Raw genomic sequence first — 14,093 nt, forward strand, 5'->3', positions numbered from 1 at the left:
GGCATGGAGATGAGACGGCGGGGCCGTACTGCGGCCCCGCCGTCACCGATTGGAGTGCAGATGGGCGGAATGAGCGCCAAGGCTACGATCAAGGACACGGTCATCGCATACGCGGTCTTGGCCGATGCGAGCAATGCCTGCGATGCCGTCGACGAGGTGGTGGTGGCCGCAGACAGCTGGAAGTCGGCCACCGACCTCATGCGCGCGTGTGGATACCGAAAGGTTCCCAAACGCCCCGCCCGCAACATCGTCGACCACAGCGCTGTAGAAGCTGCGTTCGCGATGCCGGGCACGGTCTTCCGCAAACGCTTTGGAAGTACTGCACCGTGGGTCCCGAACTCCCACAACGGAAAGGAGTAACCCATGGAAGTTCCCGTCGCCTTGGAGGAACTGATCGCCGCTCTGCGTCAGCACGCTCGACTGATGTCCGAGCCGGGCTCGGCAGGAGAAGCGGGCGTCGAAGCCTATGAGTCGTTGCGGTCCGCAGCGGTCTCCTACGGCAGATCTGTCCGCGAGGCAACTGGCTGGGACAGTCCGTTCGATGAACTGGAAGAGGTCGAGGGACTCGGCGTCATCGACGAAACCGAGGAGCATACGGGATCCGACCGGTCCGATGATTCGAGCCGATCAGTGGAACGTTGCTCCGACACGTGCTTTGTGGTGTCCGGATCCTGGGCGTTCGAGGTAACCGATCGCGCTGCGTGGTCCGACTTCGTGACGCGGCAACCCGGCACCGCTGAGCTGCTGGAGGGCCAAACGCACATCGCCCCGGCCGAAGCCGCCGCCGCCCTACTGGCGAGTGACACCCTCCGCCGGATCATCGCCCCGCACGGAGCAGTGCTGACACACCAGGAGTGGGGCGTCAGCGATACCCCGAGCGAATACCCCGACGAAGATCCGGACGCCGAAGACGAATGAGTCGAGAAGCGGTGATCACCGGCCTCTGCTCCAACAGTCGGCACCATGTCGTCTGCAACGCAGAGGCCGGCTCTCGGCCACCTGTGGAACACCAGCTCGTCACCCGCTGCCGATCGCCGAGAACTCCATGATCTGCCGCAGCCAAGGACAGCTGCCACAGCATGGACGGCTCTGACCGGTCGCTGTGGTTCCGCTTCACGGGCGCGACCCCACCGGGCTCCTCCAGCGTGGCACACCGGCCGTTCCCCGCCGCGGGCCGGCCTGCCGAGTCGTGTGCTGCAGGGGCGGCGGGGGCAGGCCGGCGGTTCTTCAAGCGGCCGGGCGGCTACGGCCTGGTGGCGATGACGGCTTCGATGGGGACGGTGTTCTCGAAGGTGCCGTTCGGGCTGAGCGCCGTGAGTTCGCGGCGCAGGCGTTCCTCGAAGGCGGCCTGCCGGGTGCCGAGGACGGCGGGGCTGGAGTAGGAGAAGTTGACTCGTTCGAACATCCGGTGGGCCGCGTGATAGGTCAGTGGCCGGGACGGGTTGCGCAGTGTCCACCACAGCGGCAGTCTCCGCCCCTTCGGGATGGCGTCCTCCATTTCCAGCTGGTAGAGGCGCAGCCAGACGAATGCGTCGGTCGAGGCAGGTAGTTCCTGGACCTCTCCGGTGCCCTTGCGGACCATGCTGATCAGCTGACGGCCCGGGTCGGCCCCGCCCTGCCACGCGGTCAGAAGTTCGCTGGCGCGGGCCCCGGTGGAGACGTAGAAAGCCACCAGGGCCCGGTCCCGGTGCGAGGGCAGCCGCGCGAAGATCTCGTTGAACTCATCGTCGGGGACACTGCGAGGAACCCTCTGCGGCAACCTCGGCCGGTAGAGTCGGCGCGCTCTTTGAGGTGCGGTTCCATCGGGTTCCGGCGGGCGTGCGCTCGTCGTCCCCGCCGTGAGCGGTCCAGCGGGAACGGGTTGAGGAGCGGGCCGCTGCCGGCATCACGGTGGAAGTCGTAGAAGGTTCGCAGGACCGTCTCGCTGTGCGTACGGACCGACGTCGCGTACGGCTTTCCACCCGGAGCCCACTGGCCGACCACATCGGGACGCCGCCAGTGAGGGCGCGACGGCTGCCCCGCGACCTGCAGCCAGCGGGAGAAGTCCCTTGCCTCGATGCGGCTGGCCCGGTCCCACGGCACCTCGACAGCCCAGAGAAAGCGGAACCAGCGCAGTAGATCCATCCCATAGGAACGAGCCGTCGTCGCTGGCCGCCCCGCCGCCTGCAGGTCCCGCAGGAAAGCAGCAGCCCCTTCAACAGGCACCCCCGGCGCATCGACGAGCCGGTACGGCTCCCACGGATCATCCGTGGCGACCAGCTCGCCGACCAAGGGAACAGACCGTGGCCATCCGGTCGAAGCGCCACCGCCTCGCGGTCCCGCCCAGCTTCCGGACCACCTGGTCGAGGGCCTGGACCAGGTGCGGAAAGTCCTCGGACTCCGCCAGCACCGCCCGCCACCGGCCAGAATGCGCGAGTGCCCCGACCAGCAGGTGAGCGTGCTCGCCCACTCCCCACGACTCGGGCGCGTCCGGAAGCTCCAGCCAGTCGAACTGGATCTCCTCGCCCGGCGGGTGCGCGATCACCGCGACGTTCCGGCCCGTCGCGGCGTGACACGGCTCGCAGTGCGGGCGGACCTGATAGCGGCGAAGCGCACGGGTGAAGGTCGAGTAGCCGCCTTCATAGCCCAAGTCCCTGACCTCGTCGAACAGGGTCGAGGCCCACAGATGCGGATCATCGGCGAGCCGCTGTCGGCAGTACTGCAGGAAGGGCACGAAGGCGTCCGGGCTCTGACGTCGTTGACCAGGACCTGATCGCCGTTCAGATAGGCACGGATCGTCTTGCGGTCACGTCCCAGATGACGTGCGATCGCCGAGATCGTCCAACCCTGACGACGCAGTGCGTGAGCATCCACGTCTTCCTCCCGCGTGAGCATCCAGGCCCCCGACCAGGCCGAACTTGCGCACGCAGGCTCTCCACGACACTCCGATCCCAGTTCGACACGCCGGGCAAGATCACACGATGAGTGGGGAGATCGCCTGAGCAGGTTTGACTGATCCAGGAGCCGCGGATCGGAAAGCCCGGTGCTCATCGGACCCCATGCTGAGCCCTCCGATATGTTCTTCCGGGCTCGCGCCGGCGGGCCCCACGCGTATTTGAGGGGGAAACGTGCCTGGTGAACGGCTTGACGCGGAGTGGGTCCGGTCCTGGCGGGAACAGGCCGACGCGGCGCTGACGAAGCTGATGCAGTCCTTCCTTCCGACCCACGGCTTCCCGCCCGGTCACAACGCCGTGACGCTCGCAACCGACGACAGCCACCAGGCGACGGACCCACTCGTAGACATGACGCCGATCCCATCCGACCTGACCACGCTCTACTGGGTGATCAGCGAGGCTTCCCTGCCCGACGTCGACAACGGGTACTTCATCCACTCACCTGCGACGGCTGCGGAACACTTCCGCGAGTACGGCCCCGCTCCGATCGACAGCGAATCGATCGCATTGGTCTTCGCCAGCGACGGCGGGGGCCACCTGTTCGCAATCGGAGACAGCGGACAAGTCTGGAAGTCCACCACCGCCTCGTGGTCTGACGACTTCGAGGTCGCCGCGTCCAGCTTGCAGGAGTTCCTCGAACAGCTCGGCCGACGGATCGCGAACCAACCCTGACCGTCAGCCGAGGAACAAACCGGCCCCCTACCCCACGGAGGTCATGTCACTCCAGACTGGGAAATCACGAGCAGGTGTGGGGTCACCCCTGAGCAGGGTGTGGCCGATTTCAAAGAGCGTCATCACCCGGGCGTCGACCGGCCAGGTGCTTCATACGACGCGGCAACTCCACCGTGTTCTGCGGTACATGCCTCATCCCAGCCCCCCTTGCAACCGGCTCCGGCACACGCCCGGTGCCACCCCTCGAGCACAGCAGCATTATCCCCCTAACCCGGGCAGCCTGGGCAAGTTGCCAGATATTCTCCCGCCAGCCGCCCCCGCGCTGGAGGGGCTCGGCTACCGCGCCCCGTGACGTGAGACATCTCCGACGCGAAGAGGTCGAGGCGTACGCACCAAGAGAGGGTCCCGACATTTCCTTGCGGCCAGCAGCCCTCGTGAAGACGCTGCGCATGCCGTTCGCTTCACTGCTGCCTGCGCTCACCCGCCCCTGGAGCAGGCTCGGTGTGTCCGGCGGCCGGAAGTTCTCTCCATTCCACAGTGCATGCCGCCTCGCCTGCCTGAAGGACGCGGCAAACGTCATCCCATCGAAGGCACTGACAACCCAAAGCGCCCGGCATGTCTCAAGTGCCCTCTACCGTCGAATCTCCTTTGCCAATAGCTCAATTGGAGCCGGAATGAAACGTGAGCGTGCCACTCAGCTTCTGACGGACATGCTCGATCGCCTGGAGGCGGGCGGCTGGCCGTTGGACCTGGCCGACGAGGTCTACGTCTTCGGCTCGTATGCCCGAGGAGCGCTCGAGCCGGCCGACGTCGACGTCGTCGTCGAGCACCGCACGGATGACCGCCTGACTGCAGAGTTCGTCCATGCTCTGTCCTACGGGCGGGATCCGTCGGGGTCGATGAAGCGTGCCTTGAAGGGGCGTTCGCGTGGGATCCAGCTCCAGTTGCGGCAGCGCGAGAATCTGGAGAAGGACGGCATCCCCCTGATGCTCCTGTGGCGCAAAGGCGAACCCATGGCAGCCGCGCGAGCCCGCCTGGCCGACCTCACCTCAGATCCCTTGGCCGGCCGGGCTCAACGCGACCACATGATCGACGCCTTCGAAGGACTCGACCAGTGGATCCCCCGCCCGGTCCGTGCAGACCTTGCCGCCATGGTCGGCAGGAAAGCGGTGACCATCACCCAGTTGGCGCTCGACGGAACCGAGCCGGCACACCCGCTGGCCCAGCGCGCACTCACGCGCTGGTCTCCGACCAGCCCTCTGCGCAGGGCAGCTTCAGCGGCTCTTGCGCATGCCGAGACACGCGGGTGTGACATGGCCGCCGTCCACCTTCACGGAGAGCCGCTCCACGGCCGCTGGGACACCGCGCCAGACCCTGTCTTCGGGATCGGGCTGGGCTGGCAGCGCTACGGCCGCCTCGCCTACCTCCTGGAAGACGTCACTGAGTGGATCGAAGTCATCCGCCCCACCCGCGCACAGCCCTTGCACGCCCTGCACATCATCGTCACCGACCGCACCGCCTTGCCGCAGCCCTGACCTGCCGACGACCGGACCGCCGACAGGTCAGGGGCAGCCTTCACGCGCTGAGCGGCCTGTCGATCAAGGGCGCGTGATCGAAATAGCGGTGCTCGGGGCTGAGCCGGATCTCGCGGACACCGGAGTGTGCCTGAGGCAGAGGATCGTTGGTGACGGTGATGATCTGGCAGGCGAAGCCGTCAGGGGAAGGGTCGTCGGCCGCGGTGATCAGGGCCTTGAGAAGCCGGGTACTGATCTGCTCATCCAGGCCCTGGGCGCCGAATCCGCTCAGCGGGGAGTCGATGAGCAAGAACGGAGGCACGATGACCGTCGGCTCCTCGCGTGCAAGGTCCCGCAAGGAGAGCAGGACCGCGATATTGGTGACTGTCTTGGGCCCTCCTGCTACCGAGCTGTCCTCGAAGGCCTTGCCGTCCACCAGCGTGGTGAAGTCCTCGGCGTCGATGGTCGCGATGTTCTTGCTCGGGTCGATCTCGCGTACACGGGCCAGAAACAGCTCTGACCAACGGTGCAACAGCTCCTTGCGGCGCTGCTCACGCGCTGTGCGGGCTGCGTCCCGGTCACGGAGGACGGCCTCCCGCCTTCACCCCTTAGCTGGACTCGGCGGAGGTCCCGCCGGAATGGAGGTACCGCTGTGATCGTCCGACTCCTGGGCGGCCCGCTCGCCGGCCGCGTGCTGGAAACCACTGATGCCCCGTGGGACGGCGACTGGCTCACCGCTGGCGACGCCGACTGGGGCCTGTACGTTCCCACCCACCGCGACCCGGCCACCGACATTGTGCTGGCGGAGGCGCAGGTGACTATCCCGCGCCGAAGGTAGCCAGCTCCCAGGCATCCGCTGCAACACCCGACCCGTGTTGCACCCCTGACCTGCGGTGATAGGGATGGATGCCCGTCCGTGATCACTGTTGCACCACCGTGTTGCAGCGGCCTGACACACGAGACCCCGAGGCCGTCGCGGCTCCGGGGTCTCGTGTTCTCCGGTTCAGCGCCGAACCGGGTCACGCCCAGTCGACGCCCAGCTTCGCGAGGGTACGTGGGTGAGGGGCTTCGAAGGCGACGAGCTGCTCGAAGAACTCCTCGGTCGACCAGTCGCCCGGGAGGTACCTTCGAGACGGGACAGACGGTCGTACGGCGCAACGTTCACCGCGTCGGCCGGGTGTGGAGCGTGCATGCGCTGCGCGTCGTCGCCGACATCAGCGAGGCCCTGGCGGCCGCCTGCCCGCCAGGAGCCGAGACGCGCTGGCCGGCCCTGTACGTCAACGCCCGCGCCGACGATGACCGATGCCTCCCGCAGGACTCTGCCGCCAGCGGCTCGACTGCCAAGGACCCGAACGAAGATCAGCAGAAATAATCAGGAGGAGGAGCCGGGACGGGTGGGGTGGGACCAGGTGCGGATGTCTACGACGTCCATGCCTGCGGCAGTGGCTGCTGCGATCCCTGGGTCGGTGTTCTCGAAGGCCAGGCAGGCTGCGGGATCGAGGTTCAGAAGGCGGGCGGCGTGCAGGAAGACGTCTGGTGCGGGCTTGGTGCGGGCGACCTGGTCCTGGGCGACGACGATGTCGAAGACGTCGTCCAGAGCAGTGGCGGACAGGCCGGCGCGGATGAAGCCGCTGTGGTTGGCCGAGGCGACGGCCACCGGCAGGCCCTTTGCCTTTGCGGCTCGGGCGAGGGCTGCGACGCAGCGGACTGGCTGTAGCTGGTGGGTGTGAGCGAGCCAGAAGGCGCCGCCCTCCTTCAGGAGCCGTTCGTCGCTCCAGGGCAGGTCGATCTTGTAGTGGTCGAGGACCCGGGTGCGCAGCATGGAGGCGGGGGTGAAGGGCCCCGCGGTCAGCCAGTCGGCGTCGGCTTGAAGGCCGCAGCCGCGCAGGACGGCCTGGGCAGTGGCGACGTTCAGTGGTTCGCTGTCCACCAGGGTGCCGTCGAAGTCGAAGATCCAGGCGCGGTGACGGCGGTGAGCAGCGAGAGATCCCTTCAGATACGCGATGGCCGTTGTGAGTTCTTCGGTTGCGTCTGAGGCGAGGCTGTCGAGCAGAGCGTTGTCTGCGTGCACGGTCGAATGCGTCTGATCGGATAGAGGGGGCATGACAGTACCTCGGGTCGGGGAGCGGAATGCACCGGCGGGTGGCGGCGCGTACGCAGGGCGTGGGCAGTCCGCCCCGGCACCTCATACGTGAAGCAGGCAGCCTCACGTAGTGCGCTCGGTGACCGCCTGGGCGATGTCGTGCAGGGCGTGCCGTGCGGCGCAGGGCAGGAACGCGTCATCGAGCGCCTTTACCGCTGTGTGGTAGCGGGCCGTGATCATTTCTTCGACCTGGGCCGGCGCGCCGGTCGCCATGATGACGTGCCGGGCGGCAGCGGCCTGTTCGTGGGTGAGGTGAGGGTTGCCCAGCCAGCCGGTGAGTTCCTTGCGCTCCATGGGAGTGGCTGCCTGTAGCGCGAGGGCGGTGAGCACCGTCGCTTTGCCGTCCCGCAGGTCCTCGAGCGCCGACTTGCCGGTGCTCGCGTGATCACCGAAAACGCCCAGCAGGTCATCGCGCAGCTGAAAGGCTTCTCCCAGCGGCAGGGCGATCGCGGAGAGCCGGTCCAGGAGGATCTGGTCAGCACCGGACGTGAGGGCGCCGAGGTGCAGGGGTCGCTCCACGGTGTATTTCGCCGTCTTGTAGTGCCCGATCCGCAGTGCTCTTTCCGCATCTGGCGAGGCGGTTCCGGTGGCCTGCAGGTCCAGATACTGGCCCACAACGATCTCGTACCGCATGGCGTGCAGGACCGGCCAGAGGGCGGCCAGCTGCTCGGGCGTGGCGCCGCCGTCAACCAGGAGTTCGTCTGACCACACCATGGCGAGATCGCCGATGAGGACGGCCGCGCCCTCGCCGAACCGGGCGGCTGCCGCGGCGGGGATAGCGCTGTCGTCGCCCTGATGGGCGCGGGCGAGTGCGCGGTGGACCGTGGGGCGGCCCCGGCGCAGGGCGGAGGAGTCCATGACGTCGTCATGGATCAGGGCGAACACGTGGAAGAGTTCCAGCGATGCCGCCAGGTGGCAGACCGTCCTCGGGTCGCCGGTGCCACCGGCAGCGTGCCAGCCCACGAAGGCCAGGATCGGGCGGATGCGCTTGCCGCCCGCGTCGATGAAGCGGCGCAGTGGCGCGGCCAGGTCCGGCGATCCGCTGCTGTCCGCCGGCGGGGCCTTGCGATCCAGGAATGCGGCGAGGAGCGCCTCGACCGCGTCCTTGAAGCCCATCAGGTCCAGACCGGCCCCCGGCAGAGGCGGGGAGAGCATCACGGCAGATCCTTGTCCGTGCTCCCCACGACAGAGGAGACCGTCAGTGACAGGCATGGCGACCGGTGCGGCGGCTGCAGGACCATGAGCGGTCGGGTGCGGCCGTACGGGCACGGTACGCAACACCATCGGTGCCAACCCTTCGGGACTCGTTGTCCCCGCCGCGAGACGCCCCGGGAACTTCAGGGAACGTAGCCGCAACGGGCTGACGTCTGAAGCGGTATCACTCCAGCACGCCGCCGCCAGACTCCAAACGGATCAGCGAGCAGTTCACCCGAAAGAATCAACCTTCGCGAAAGTCCGCGCACAGCTGCCACTCTGGCCGTACAAGGAGGTGGTTCCCTACGCAGACAGAGGCAAGATGACCCCCAACTGTGTCCCGGCCCACGGCACCCACAGGCAGCCGGCGAGGACAGCTTCGTCTGCTCCCGAATGTGTGCGATACCAGGGCTTCCCCTGGATCCACGTCTCCAGCTCCTGTGAGGACTGCGTGGCCTGGACCTCTCGCACGAGCATGGATGCCGAGGGACCTGCCGCATGACGCATGTGATCCCGCCGGGCGCCACCTTCGAACTGCCCGCCCTGCCCCGCCAACTGGCCACCGGCCGGCACCCCGCCATCGACAGGCTGGAGCCCCTGCACGACCAGTGGATGCGCCAGAACTACCCCTTTCCCACCGAGAACGCGTTGAGCGCGTTCCTCTCCCAGCGCAGTGCCCTGTGGACAGCAGTCACCTATCCAGCCACCGACGAGGCCCGTTTCCACGACCTGTCCCGGCTGACATCCTTCCTCTTCGCCTTCGACGACCTCTTCCTCCGCAAAGGCCCCAACGCCGCCGCCGACGTAAAGCGGATCTTCACCGATATGCTCACCGTCCTGGACGGAGGAACCGCCACCACGGCGTACGGCACAGCCCTGGCAGACATCTGGCACGACATGGCCGGCCGGATGCCCGCACGCCAGCGACACCGTCTGCGCACGGCCACCGAAGACTTCGGCCGCGGCTGCTTCACAGAGATGCCCTCCCGCGCCCCAGACGCAATCCTGGACCTGACGAGCTACACCACCCTGCGCCTGGAACAGAGCCTGGCAGCCTGGGTGTACTTCATCCTCACCGAATACGCCGCAGGCGTCGATCTCCCCGACGACACCCTCACCCAGCTGCGCCCCGTGCACTGGGCCTGTGCCGAGCACCTGCTCTTCTCCAACGACCTGTTCTCGTTCCGCACCGAACACTTCGCCGGAGACCACGTCAACGCGGTATGCGTCCTGCTCGCCGACGGCGCCACGCTCCAGCAGGCAATCAACCAGGTCGCCGACCTCATCAGCGACAAAGAACAGCAGGTCACCGACATGCTGACAGCAGTCCGCGCGTCCGGCCTGGGAGCCGACCGCTACACAACCGCCTACCTGCACCACCTGGAATACGTGATCTCCGGGAACCTGGAACAGGCGCGCTTCGCTCCCCGGTACCACGGCACCTCGGGATTCATCCACCAGCCCATCGACAGGGGAACTGTCACCCTGCACGCTGACCGCACCGGTCACCTTTCACTCCCCGGCGCGGCCGTCCAGGCACCGCCCAGTGGGTAAGTGGTCTGCTCTTCGTTTGTTGGTCAGATGCCCCTGAGCTGGTTCTATGCGCTCCGGTTGCTCTGCCGGACGCCGGCCCTCCAGCTCAGCGGGGAGTGGGACTGTACGAAGAACGGTGTAACGCCGATCATGGAAGAGTGCACCTGTGACCAGCGAGAACATAGCCCCGGCATCTGAGGCGGGGGCTGCGCCTGCAGCTGTGGATGACCAGTTCCTGAACGAGCTCGTGGCCCGAGCCCAGACCGAGAGCCTGCAGCTGACGGGAGAGGGCGGTCTGCTCCAGCAGCTGACGAAGCGGCTGCTGGAGTCCGCTCTCGACGGTGAGATGACGGACCATCTCGGCTACGAGAGCCGGTCCGGAAGGCGGCAAGACCATCTGCGCGGAGCTCCCGTGGTAGCAGCAGGCGCCAGCCCTCTCGGATGCCGTCGGCTGCAACGGGCTTGCCGGGGTGGGTCCCACGCTTCGGGCCTGCGCCACGCCATTGCACGACGGCGGAATCGGTGAGGTCCACGTCCTCTGCGTCCTCGAACCCCCGGCAGCGGCGAGGAAGACGCGGACGTCGTCCGGACGGCGCTCGACTCCGATGGCGAGGCCGTCGGAGCGGACCCGACGCCAGTCCTGCTCGGGGAGCGGGTACACGATCCGCTTGGCGGACCTGCCTCACCAGGGTTCCTCGGCTGCCGCAGGCCGTACGAGGCCATCCGAGCGAGGTGGCGGATCACAGAAGCGGGACCGGTACCCCGGCGGGCCACGTATCGTTCTGTGGTCCAAGACGTGTGGAGGCTGGCGTGGCGCGTGACCGGACCGGGCTGGCCGAGGTACTGGCCGCGGCGGAGACTGCCGCGCCGGTGGACTCCCTCGACGTTGTCGCACGTAATCTGCGGGACCGGTTCGGGGCGCAGTACGTGTCGTTCCTGTTCGTCGACATCGTGGGCCGGCGCATGCTGCGCGTCCACGACACGGAGGGCACGCATCTGGAAGGCCGCGCAGAGAGGATCCCCCTCGTGGACAGCAGCATCTACGACGAGGTCCTGCGCACCCAGCAGCTGGTGCGTGAGCCGGAGGGCGATCACGGGCAGCGGGTCCTGGCCCCGGTGACGAACCGCGGCGACACCATCGGCGTCCTGGAGCTGTTCCTCGCCGAGGTCACCCCGGACGTCCTCTCCCAGGTAGAGGAGGCCGCGCACGCGCTGGCCTACATCATCGTCACCGACCGCCGATTCACCGACCTCTACCACTGGGGCAACCGCACCACCACCGTCAGCGTCGCCGCTGAGATCCAGCGCCAGCTCCTGCCCTCCGCCGCCGCCTGCGAAGCTCCCCAGTTCACGCTGGCCGGCGCTCTGGTCCCGGCCGCCACCATTGCAGGTGACACGTACGACTACAGCCTCGACAACGACACCCTGCACCTGTCCATCACCGACGCCATGGGCCACGACGTCCACGCCTCCCTGATGGCCACCCTCCTGGTCAACGCCTCCCGCGGCGCCCGCCGCGCCGGAGAAGACCTCGCCGAACAGGCCCGCCAAGCCCACCAGGCCCTCCTCGACCACGGCCACCGCACCTTCGTCACCGGCCAGCTCCTGCGCATCGCCCTCGACGGAAGCGGCGCCCAGCTCGTCAACGCCGGCCACCCCCGACCCCTCCTCCTGCGCGACGGCACGGTCACCGAACTTGACCTGACCGTGAACATGCCTTTCGGCTTCGGCCACCATCCGGGCATCTACCAGATCCAGGACCTCGACCTGCGCCCCGGCGACCGCCTCCTGCTCCATACCGACGGGATGCAGGAACGCGAAGCCGAAGCGGTCGACCTGCCCGGCCTCCTTCGTAAGACGGCCGACGAGCACCCGCGGGAGGTTGTACGCGCGCTGGTCGGCGCGGTCACCGACGTCTATGACGGCCAGCCGCCGAGAGACGACGCGACCGTCCTGTGCCTGGACTGGCACGGCCCCGAAACGCGCATTCACGCGACCGCCTGAGTCCCAGCCACAGCGGATCAACCGCGCGCGCGACCGGGCGGTGGACCAGGGCCGGGGAGCTCCGGCTCTGTCGTCCTCCGCCGACGGCCCGTGCCGCGTCGCGATCCTCGCCCGACACGCGTTCACCCGCCCGGCCGGTGTCGGGTGGGTGAAGTTGCTGCGGGAGGCCACCGGATGGACGGAGCCCGATCGGCGCGGCGTCGACTGGGCCACGACGGAGGCCGCACTGGGCACCGCGCTGCCCGGTGACTACAAGGACATCGTCGACGCCTTCGGCCCGGGCAGCTTCGACGAGTACCTGGACCTGCTGGTGCCGGGAGCGCTGGGCACGGATCTGGTCTCCCGGGGGCCGGGACATGAAGCGGTACGCCAACCTGTACCGGCCGTACCCGGTCCACCCCGCGCCCGGCGGCGTGCTCATATGAGGGACCTCCGAGCAGGAGCCGACCTTCCACTGGCTGACTGGACCGGCCGATCCCGACGACTGGCCGGTCCTGGTGCAGTACCTGGACGGTGAGTGGCGGCGCTTCGACTACGGCACCGGCGAGTTCGTGCTGCGCCTGCTCACCGATCGCACCCCGCCGTTCGCCTTCCCACCCTCCGCCGGACCGTTCCCCCACTGGTTCGCTGCATGGGAGCTGCCGGAGCACTGAGCCCTGCCGAAAGGCCGCCAGGCCCTGTGAGACCACCGCCGGATATGGGCTTTTCGCCATCTCGTGGGGGAGCTGGTTGGTACGGTTTTATGCGGTGATTGGTGCGCGCTGTGTACGCGTTTGGTACGCCTCATGCCCATTCGATGCCGAGCTCGGCGAGTGCGTTGAGCTGTTCCTGGGTGAGTTTGTCGCGGCGTTGTTTCTGGTTGGCGTACCAGATCCCCAGGGCCAGATCGTGCTCCTGGCCGTCGATGAAGATCTTCTCTCGGTGGGTCCGCTTCACCGCGGGCTCTCCCTCTCGGGCGACGTACTGGGCGAGGGCGGTCAGGCCGCGTTGGAATGCCTGCTGTGCCTTGTTCGGGCCCTTCGCCGTACGCGCCGCCGCCGGCGCGGGGGCCGGTGCCTGGTCGGGCTGTACGCCCAGCTTGGACAGCCGTTCCTGCTGTTCGGTCGACAGCTGCTTCCAGGTGGCGGGCTTGCGCTGCTGCTGGAGCCATCGTCCGATGTCGTCGCCGTCAAAGTGCACGCCGGGTTGGATGTCGGGCAGCATTCCGCCGGCCTCGTCGGCGGCGAGGTCGGCGAGCACCTTGTAGTGGCGTTGCCACTCGAGTGGCCAGGGGCAGTTCCAGTCGGGGTCGATCTCCGCCAGCTGCTCCGCGCGTACTGCGGCCCGTTCCGGCTCCTTCCCGAGGCCGTCTTTGCGGCGGAGGTTGGCCAGGTGCTGCCCAACCGGCACCAGGCCCTCTCCCTCGCCTTCGCCCCACACCGCGTCCTGACGCGGCGCGAGGTGCCCCATGGCCCGCCGGTAGGATCGCAGCGCGGCGAGTTTGTTCTCCCACGCTTCCTCACCGGGTTCCCAGACCATGCCAACCTCGTCGAGGAGGGTTTTGCGGTGGGGGTCGAGTTCACCGGCCCGCAGCGCTTTTCGCTGTTGGTGGACCCATCGCCCCAGCGGAAACGCGTTCGTCGTCCCGACTACGGTCTCGACGTCATAGGGGACGGCGTGCAGGCCGGTGATCCCGTTCTCGACGCGCCACCGGAGAAGGGCCTGGTAGCCCTCCAGCCAGACCAGGGACTGGGGCCGGATGACGCGGCAGCGGGTGAGGGCGGCGATGTCGGCGGCGTCGCGGGGGAGGCGAAGTTGACCACGACCGAGGTGACCCGGTCGACCTCCTGCTGCGCCTCGCTGCTCTCCTCGGGCATGTCTCCGTTCTCCGGGCCGGCCGCGCCGGCGGGCCGGACGTGGATACGCCGGCGTTCGGTGCCGCGGGTCAGGGCGCGGGAGGCGAGCTGGTCGACCATGCGTTCCGAGTGGGAGCGCAAGGCTTGGAGGATGTCGACCAGGGCGGACCTGCCGAGAGGTCGATGCCGACGTGCTGCGCGACCGTCGGCTGTCGGCGGTCAGGTCCGTCTGGGAGGCGCTGCGCCCGCTGGGAGTTGGCCGGCA

At 68.0% G+C, this 14,093-nt stretch carries 14 protein-coding genes and 3 pseudogenes; 10 read left to right on the forward strand and 7 right to left on the reverse strand.

Features of this window, described 5'->3' with window-relative positions:
- The first annotated feature begins 69 nt into the window (after positions 1–69).
- Together ABT034_RS32115 and ABT034_RS32120 are read left to right on the forward strand one after the other, a co-directional pair.
- A complete protein-coding gene (locus ABT034_RS32115) occupies positions 70–360 on the forward strand; it encodes a hypothetical protein (protein ID WP_351220607.1) in 291 nt (96 codons plus the stop codon).
- A 3-nt stretch (positions 361–363) separates the two neighbouring features.
- Entirely contained in the window at positions 364–918 is a 555-nt protein-coding gene (locus tag ABT034_RS32120; protein ID WP_351220608.1) for a hypothetical protein, read from the forward strand.
- Between the two features lie 325 nt (positions 919–1,243).
- Here ABT034_RS32120 and ABT034_RS32125 read toward each other — a convergent pair whose 3' ends face one another.
- The 3 genes and pseudogenes from ABT034_RS32125 to ABT034_RS35365 all read right to left on the reverse strand — a co-directional run.
- Positions 1,244–1,672: a PH domain-containing protein gene (locus tag ABT034_RS32125; RefSeq protein ID WP_351220609.1), complete on the reverse strand. Its 429-nt coding sequence runs from the start codon at positions 1,670–1,672 to the stop codon at positions 1,244–1,246.
- A gap of 570 nt (positions 1,673–2,242) precedes the next feature.
- On the reverse strand, positions 2,243–2,713 hold the full coding sequence (locus tag ABT034_RS32130) for a hypothetical protein (protein ID WP_351220610.1): 471 nt from the start codon (positions 2,711–2,713) through the stop codon (positions 2,243–2,245).
- A 77-nt stretch (positions 2,714–2,790) separates the two neighbouring features.
- Positions 2,791–3,030, reverse strand: a pseudogene (locus tag ABT034_RS35365) (hypothetical protein); the annotation flags it as partial.
- A 77-nt stretch (positions 3,031–3,107) separates the two neighbouring features.
- On the opposite strand from ABT034_RS35365, the gene ABT034_RS32135 reads away from it, so the two are divergent.
- Together ABT034_RS32135 and ABT034_RS32140 are read left to right on the forward strand one after the other, a co-directional pair.
- Positions 3,108–3,605, forward strand: coding sequence for an SMI1/KNR4 family protein (locus tag ABT034_RS32135; RefSeq protein ID WP_351220611.1), 498 nt, complete (start codon positions 3,108–3,110; stop codon positions 3,603–3,605).
- 434 nt (positions 3,606–4,039) lie between these two features.
- Positions 4,040–5,140, forward strand: coding sequence for a nucleotidyltransferase domain-containing protein (locus ABT034_RS32140; protein WP_351220612.1), 1,101 nt, complete (start codon positions 4,040–4,042; stop codon positions 5,138–5,140).
- 40 nt (positions 5,141–5,180) lie between these two features.
- Here ABT034_RS32140 and ABT034_RS32145 read toward each other — a convergent pair whose 3' ends face one another.
- Positions 5,181–5,651 carry a hypothetical protein gene (locus ABT034_RS32145; protein ID WP_351220613.1) on the reverse strand — a complete coding sequence of 157 codons (471 nt, stop codon included), beginning with the start codon at positions 5,649–5,651 and terminating at the stop codon, positions 5,181–5,183.
- 120 nt (positions 5,652–5,771) lie between these two features.
- On the opposite strand from ABT034_RS32145, the gene ABT034_RS32150 reads away from it, so the two are divergent.
- Complete coding sequence (locus tag ABT034_RS32150) at positions 5,772–5,957, forward strand: hypothetical protein (protein ID WP_351220614.1); 186 nt, start codon at positions 5,772–5,774, stop codon at positions 5,955–5,957.
- A gap of 348 nt (positions 5,958–6,305) precedes the next feature.
- The gene (locus ABT034_RS32155) at positions 6,306–6,491 is read left to right on the forward strand and encodes a hypothetical protein (RefSeq protein ID WP_351220615.1); all 186 of its coding nucleotides are present in this window, start codon (positions 6,306–6,308) and stop codon (positions 6,489–6,491) included.
- On the opposite strand, the gene ABT034_RS32160 is transcribed toward ABT034_RS32155, so the two are convergent.
- Together ABT034_RS32160 and ABT034_RS32165 are read right to left on the reverse strand one after the other, a co-directional pair.
- Positions 6,492–7,190, reverse strand: coding sequence for an HAD family hydrolase (locus ABT034_RS32160; RefSeq protein ID WP_351220616.1), 699 nt, complete (start codon positions 7,188–7,190; stop codon positions 6,492–6,494).
- Between the two features lie 135 nt (positions 7,191–7,325).
- A complete protein-coding gene (locus ABT034_RS32165) occupies positions 7,326–8,417 on the reverse strand; it encodes a polyprenyl synthetase family protein (protein ID WP_351220634.1) in 1,092 nt (363 codons plus the stop codon).
- A gap of 537 nt (positions 8,418–8,954) precedes the next feature.
- Here ABT034_RS32165 and ABT034_RS32170 point away from each other — a divergent pair.
- The 4 genes and pseudogenes from ABT034_RS32170 to ABT034_RS32185 all read left to right on the forward strand — a co-directional run bounded on the left by ABT034_RS32170 (position 8,955) and on the right by ABT034_RS32185 (position 12,646).
- Positions 8,955–10,010 (forward strand): terpene synthase family protein, encoded by a 1,056-nt coding sequence (locus ABT034_RS32170; RefSeq protein ID WP_351220617.1) that lies wholly within the window; start codon positions 8,955–8,957, stop codon positions 10,008–10,010.
- 145 nt (positions 10,011–10,155) lie between these two features.
- Positions 10,156–10,377, forward strand: a pseudogene (locus ABT034_RS32175) (IS256 family transposase); the annotation flags it as partial.
- A 422-nt stretch (positions 10,378–10,799) separates the two neighbouring features.
- Positions 10,800–11,993, forward strand: a complete 1,194-nt coding sequence (locus ABT034_RS32180; protein WP_351220618.1) for a PP2C family protein-serine/threonine phosphatase — start codon at positions 10,800–10,802, stop codon at positions 11,991–11,993.
- Positions 11,994–12,490: 497 nt separating this feature from the next.
- Positions 12,491–12,646 carry a hypothetical protein gene (locus tag ABT034_RS32185; RefSeq protein ID WP_351220619.1) on the forward strand — a complete coding sequence of 52 codons (156 nt, stop codon included), beginning with the start codon at positions 12,491–12,493 and terminating at the stop codon, positions 12,644–12,646.
- 130 nt (positions 12,647–12,776) lie between these two features.
- Here the strand turns inward: ABT034_RS32185 and ABT034_RS32190 are convergent.
- Positions 12,777–13,990: pseudogene (locus ABT034_RS32190) on the reverse strand (helicase associated domain-containing protein); the annotation flags it as partial.
- Positions 13,991–14,093: the final 103 nt, after the last annotated feature.

Source organism: Streptomyces sp. NPDC002773, assembly GCF_040295605.1.
GTDB lineage: Bacteria > Actinomycetota > Actinomycetes > Streptomycetales > Streptomycetaceae > Streptomyces.

What these genes read in the sequence shown, in the direction of transcription:
- ABT034_RS32170 (WP_351220617.1), top strand. Translation starts at nt 8,955, where the DNA reads ATGACGCATGTGATCCCGCCGGGCGCCACCTTCGAACTGCCCGCCCTG.
- ABT034_RS32165 (WP_351220634.1), bottom strand. Translation starts at nt 8,417, where the DNA reads ATGCTCTCCCCGCCTCTGCCGGGGGCCGGTCTGGACCTGATGGGCTTC.
- ABT034_RS32120 (WP_351220608.1), top strand. Translation starts at nt 364, where the DNA reads ATGGAAGTTCCCGTCGCCTTGGAGGAACTGATCGCCGCTCTGCGTCAG.
- ABT034_RS32115 (WP_351220607.1), top strand. Translation starts at nt 70, where the DNA reads ATGAGCGCCAAGGCTACGATCAAGGACACGGTCATCGCATACGCGGTC.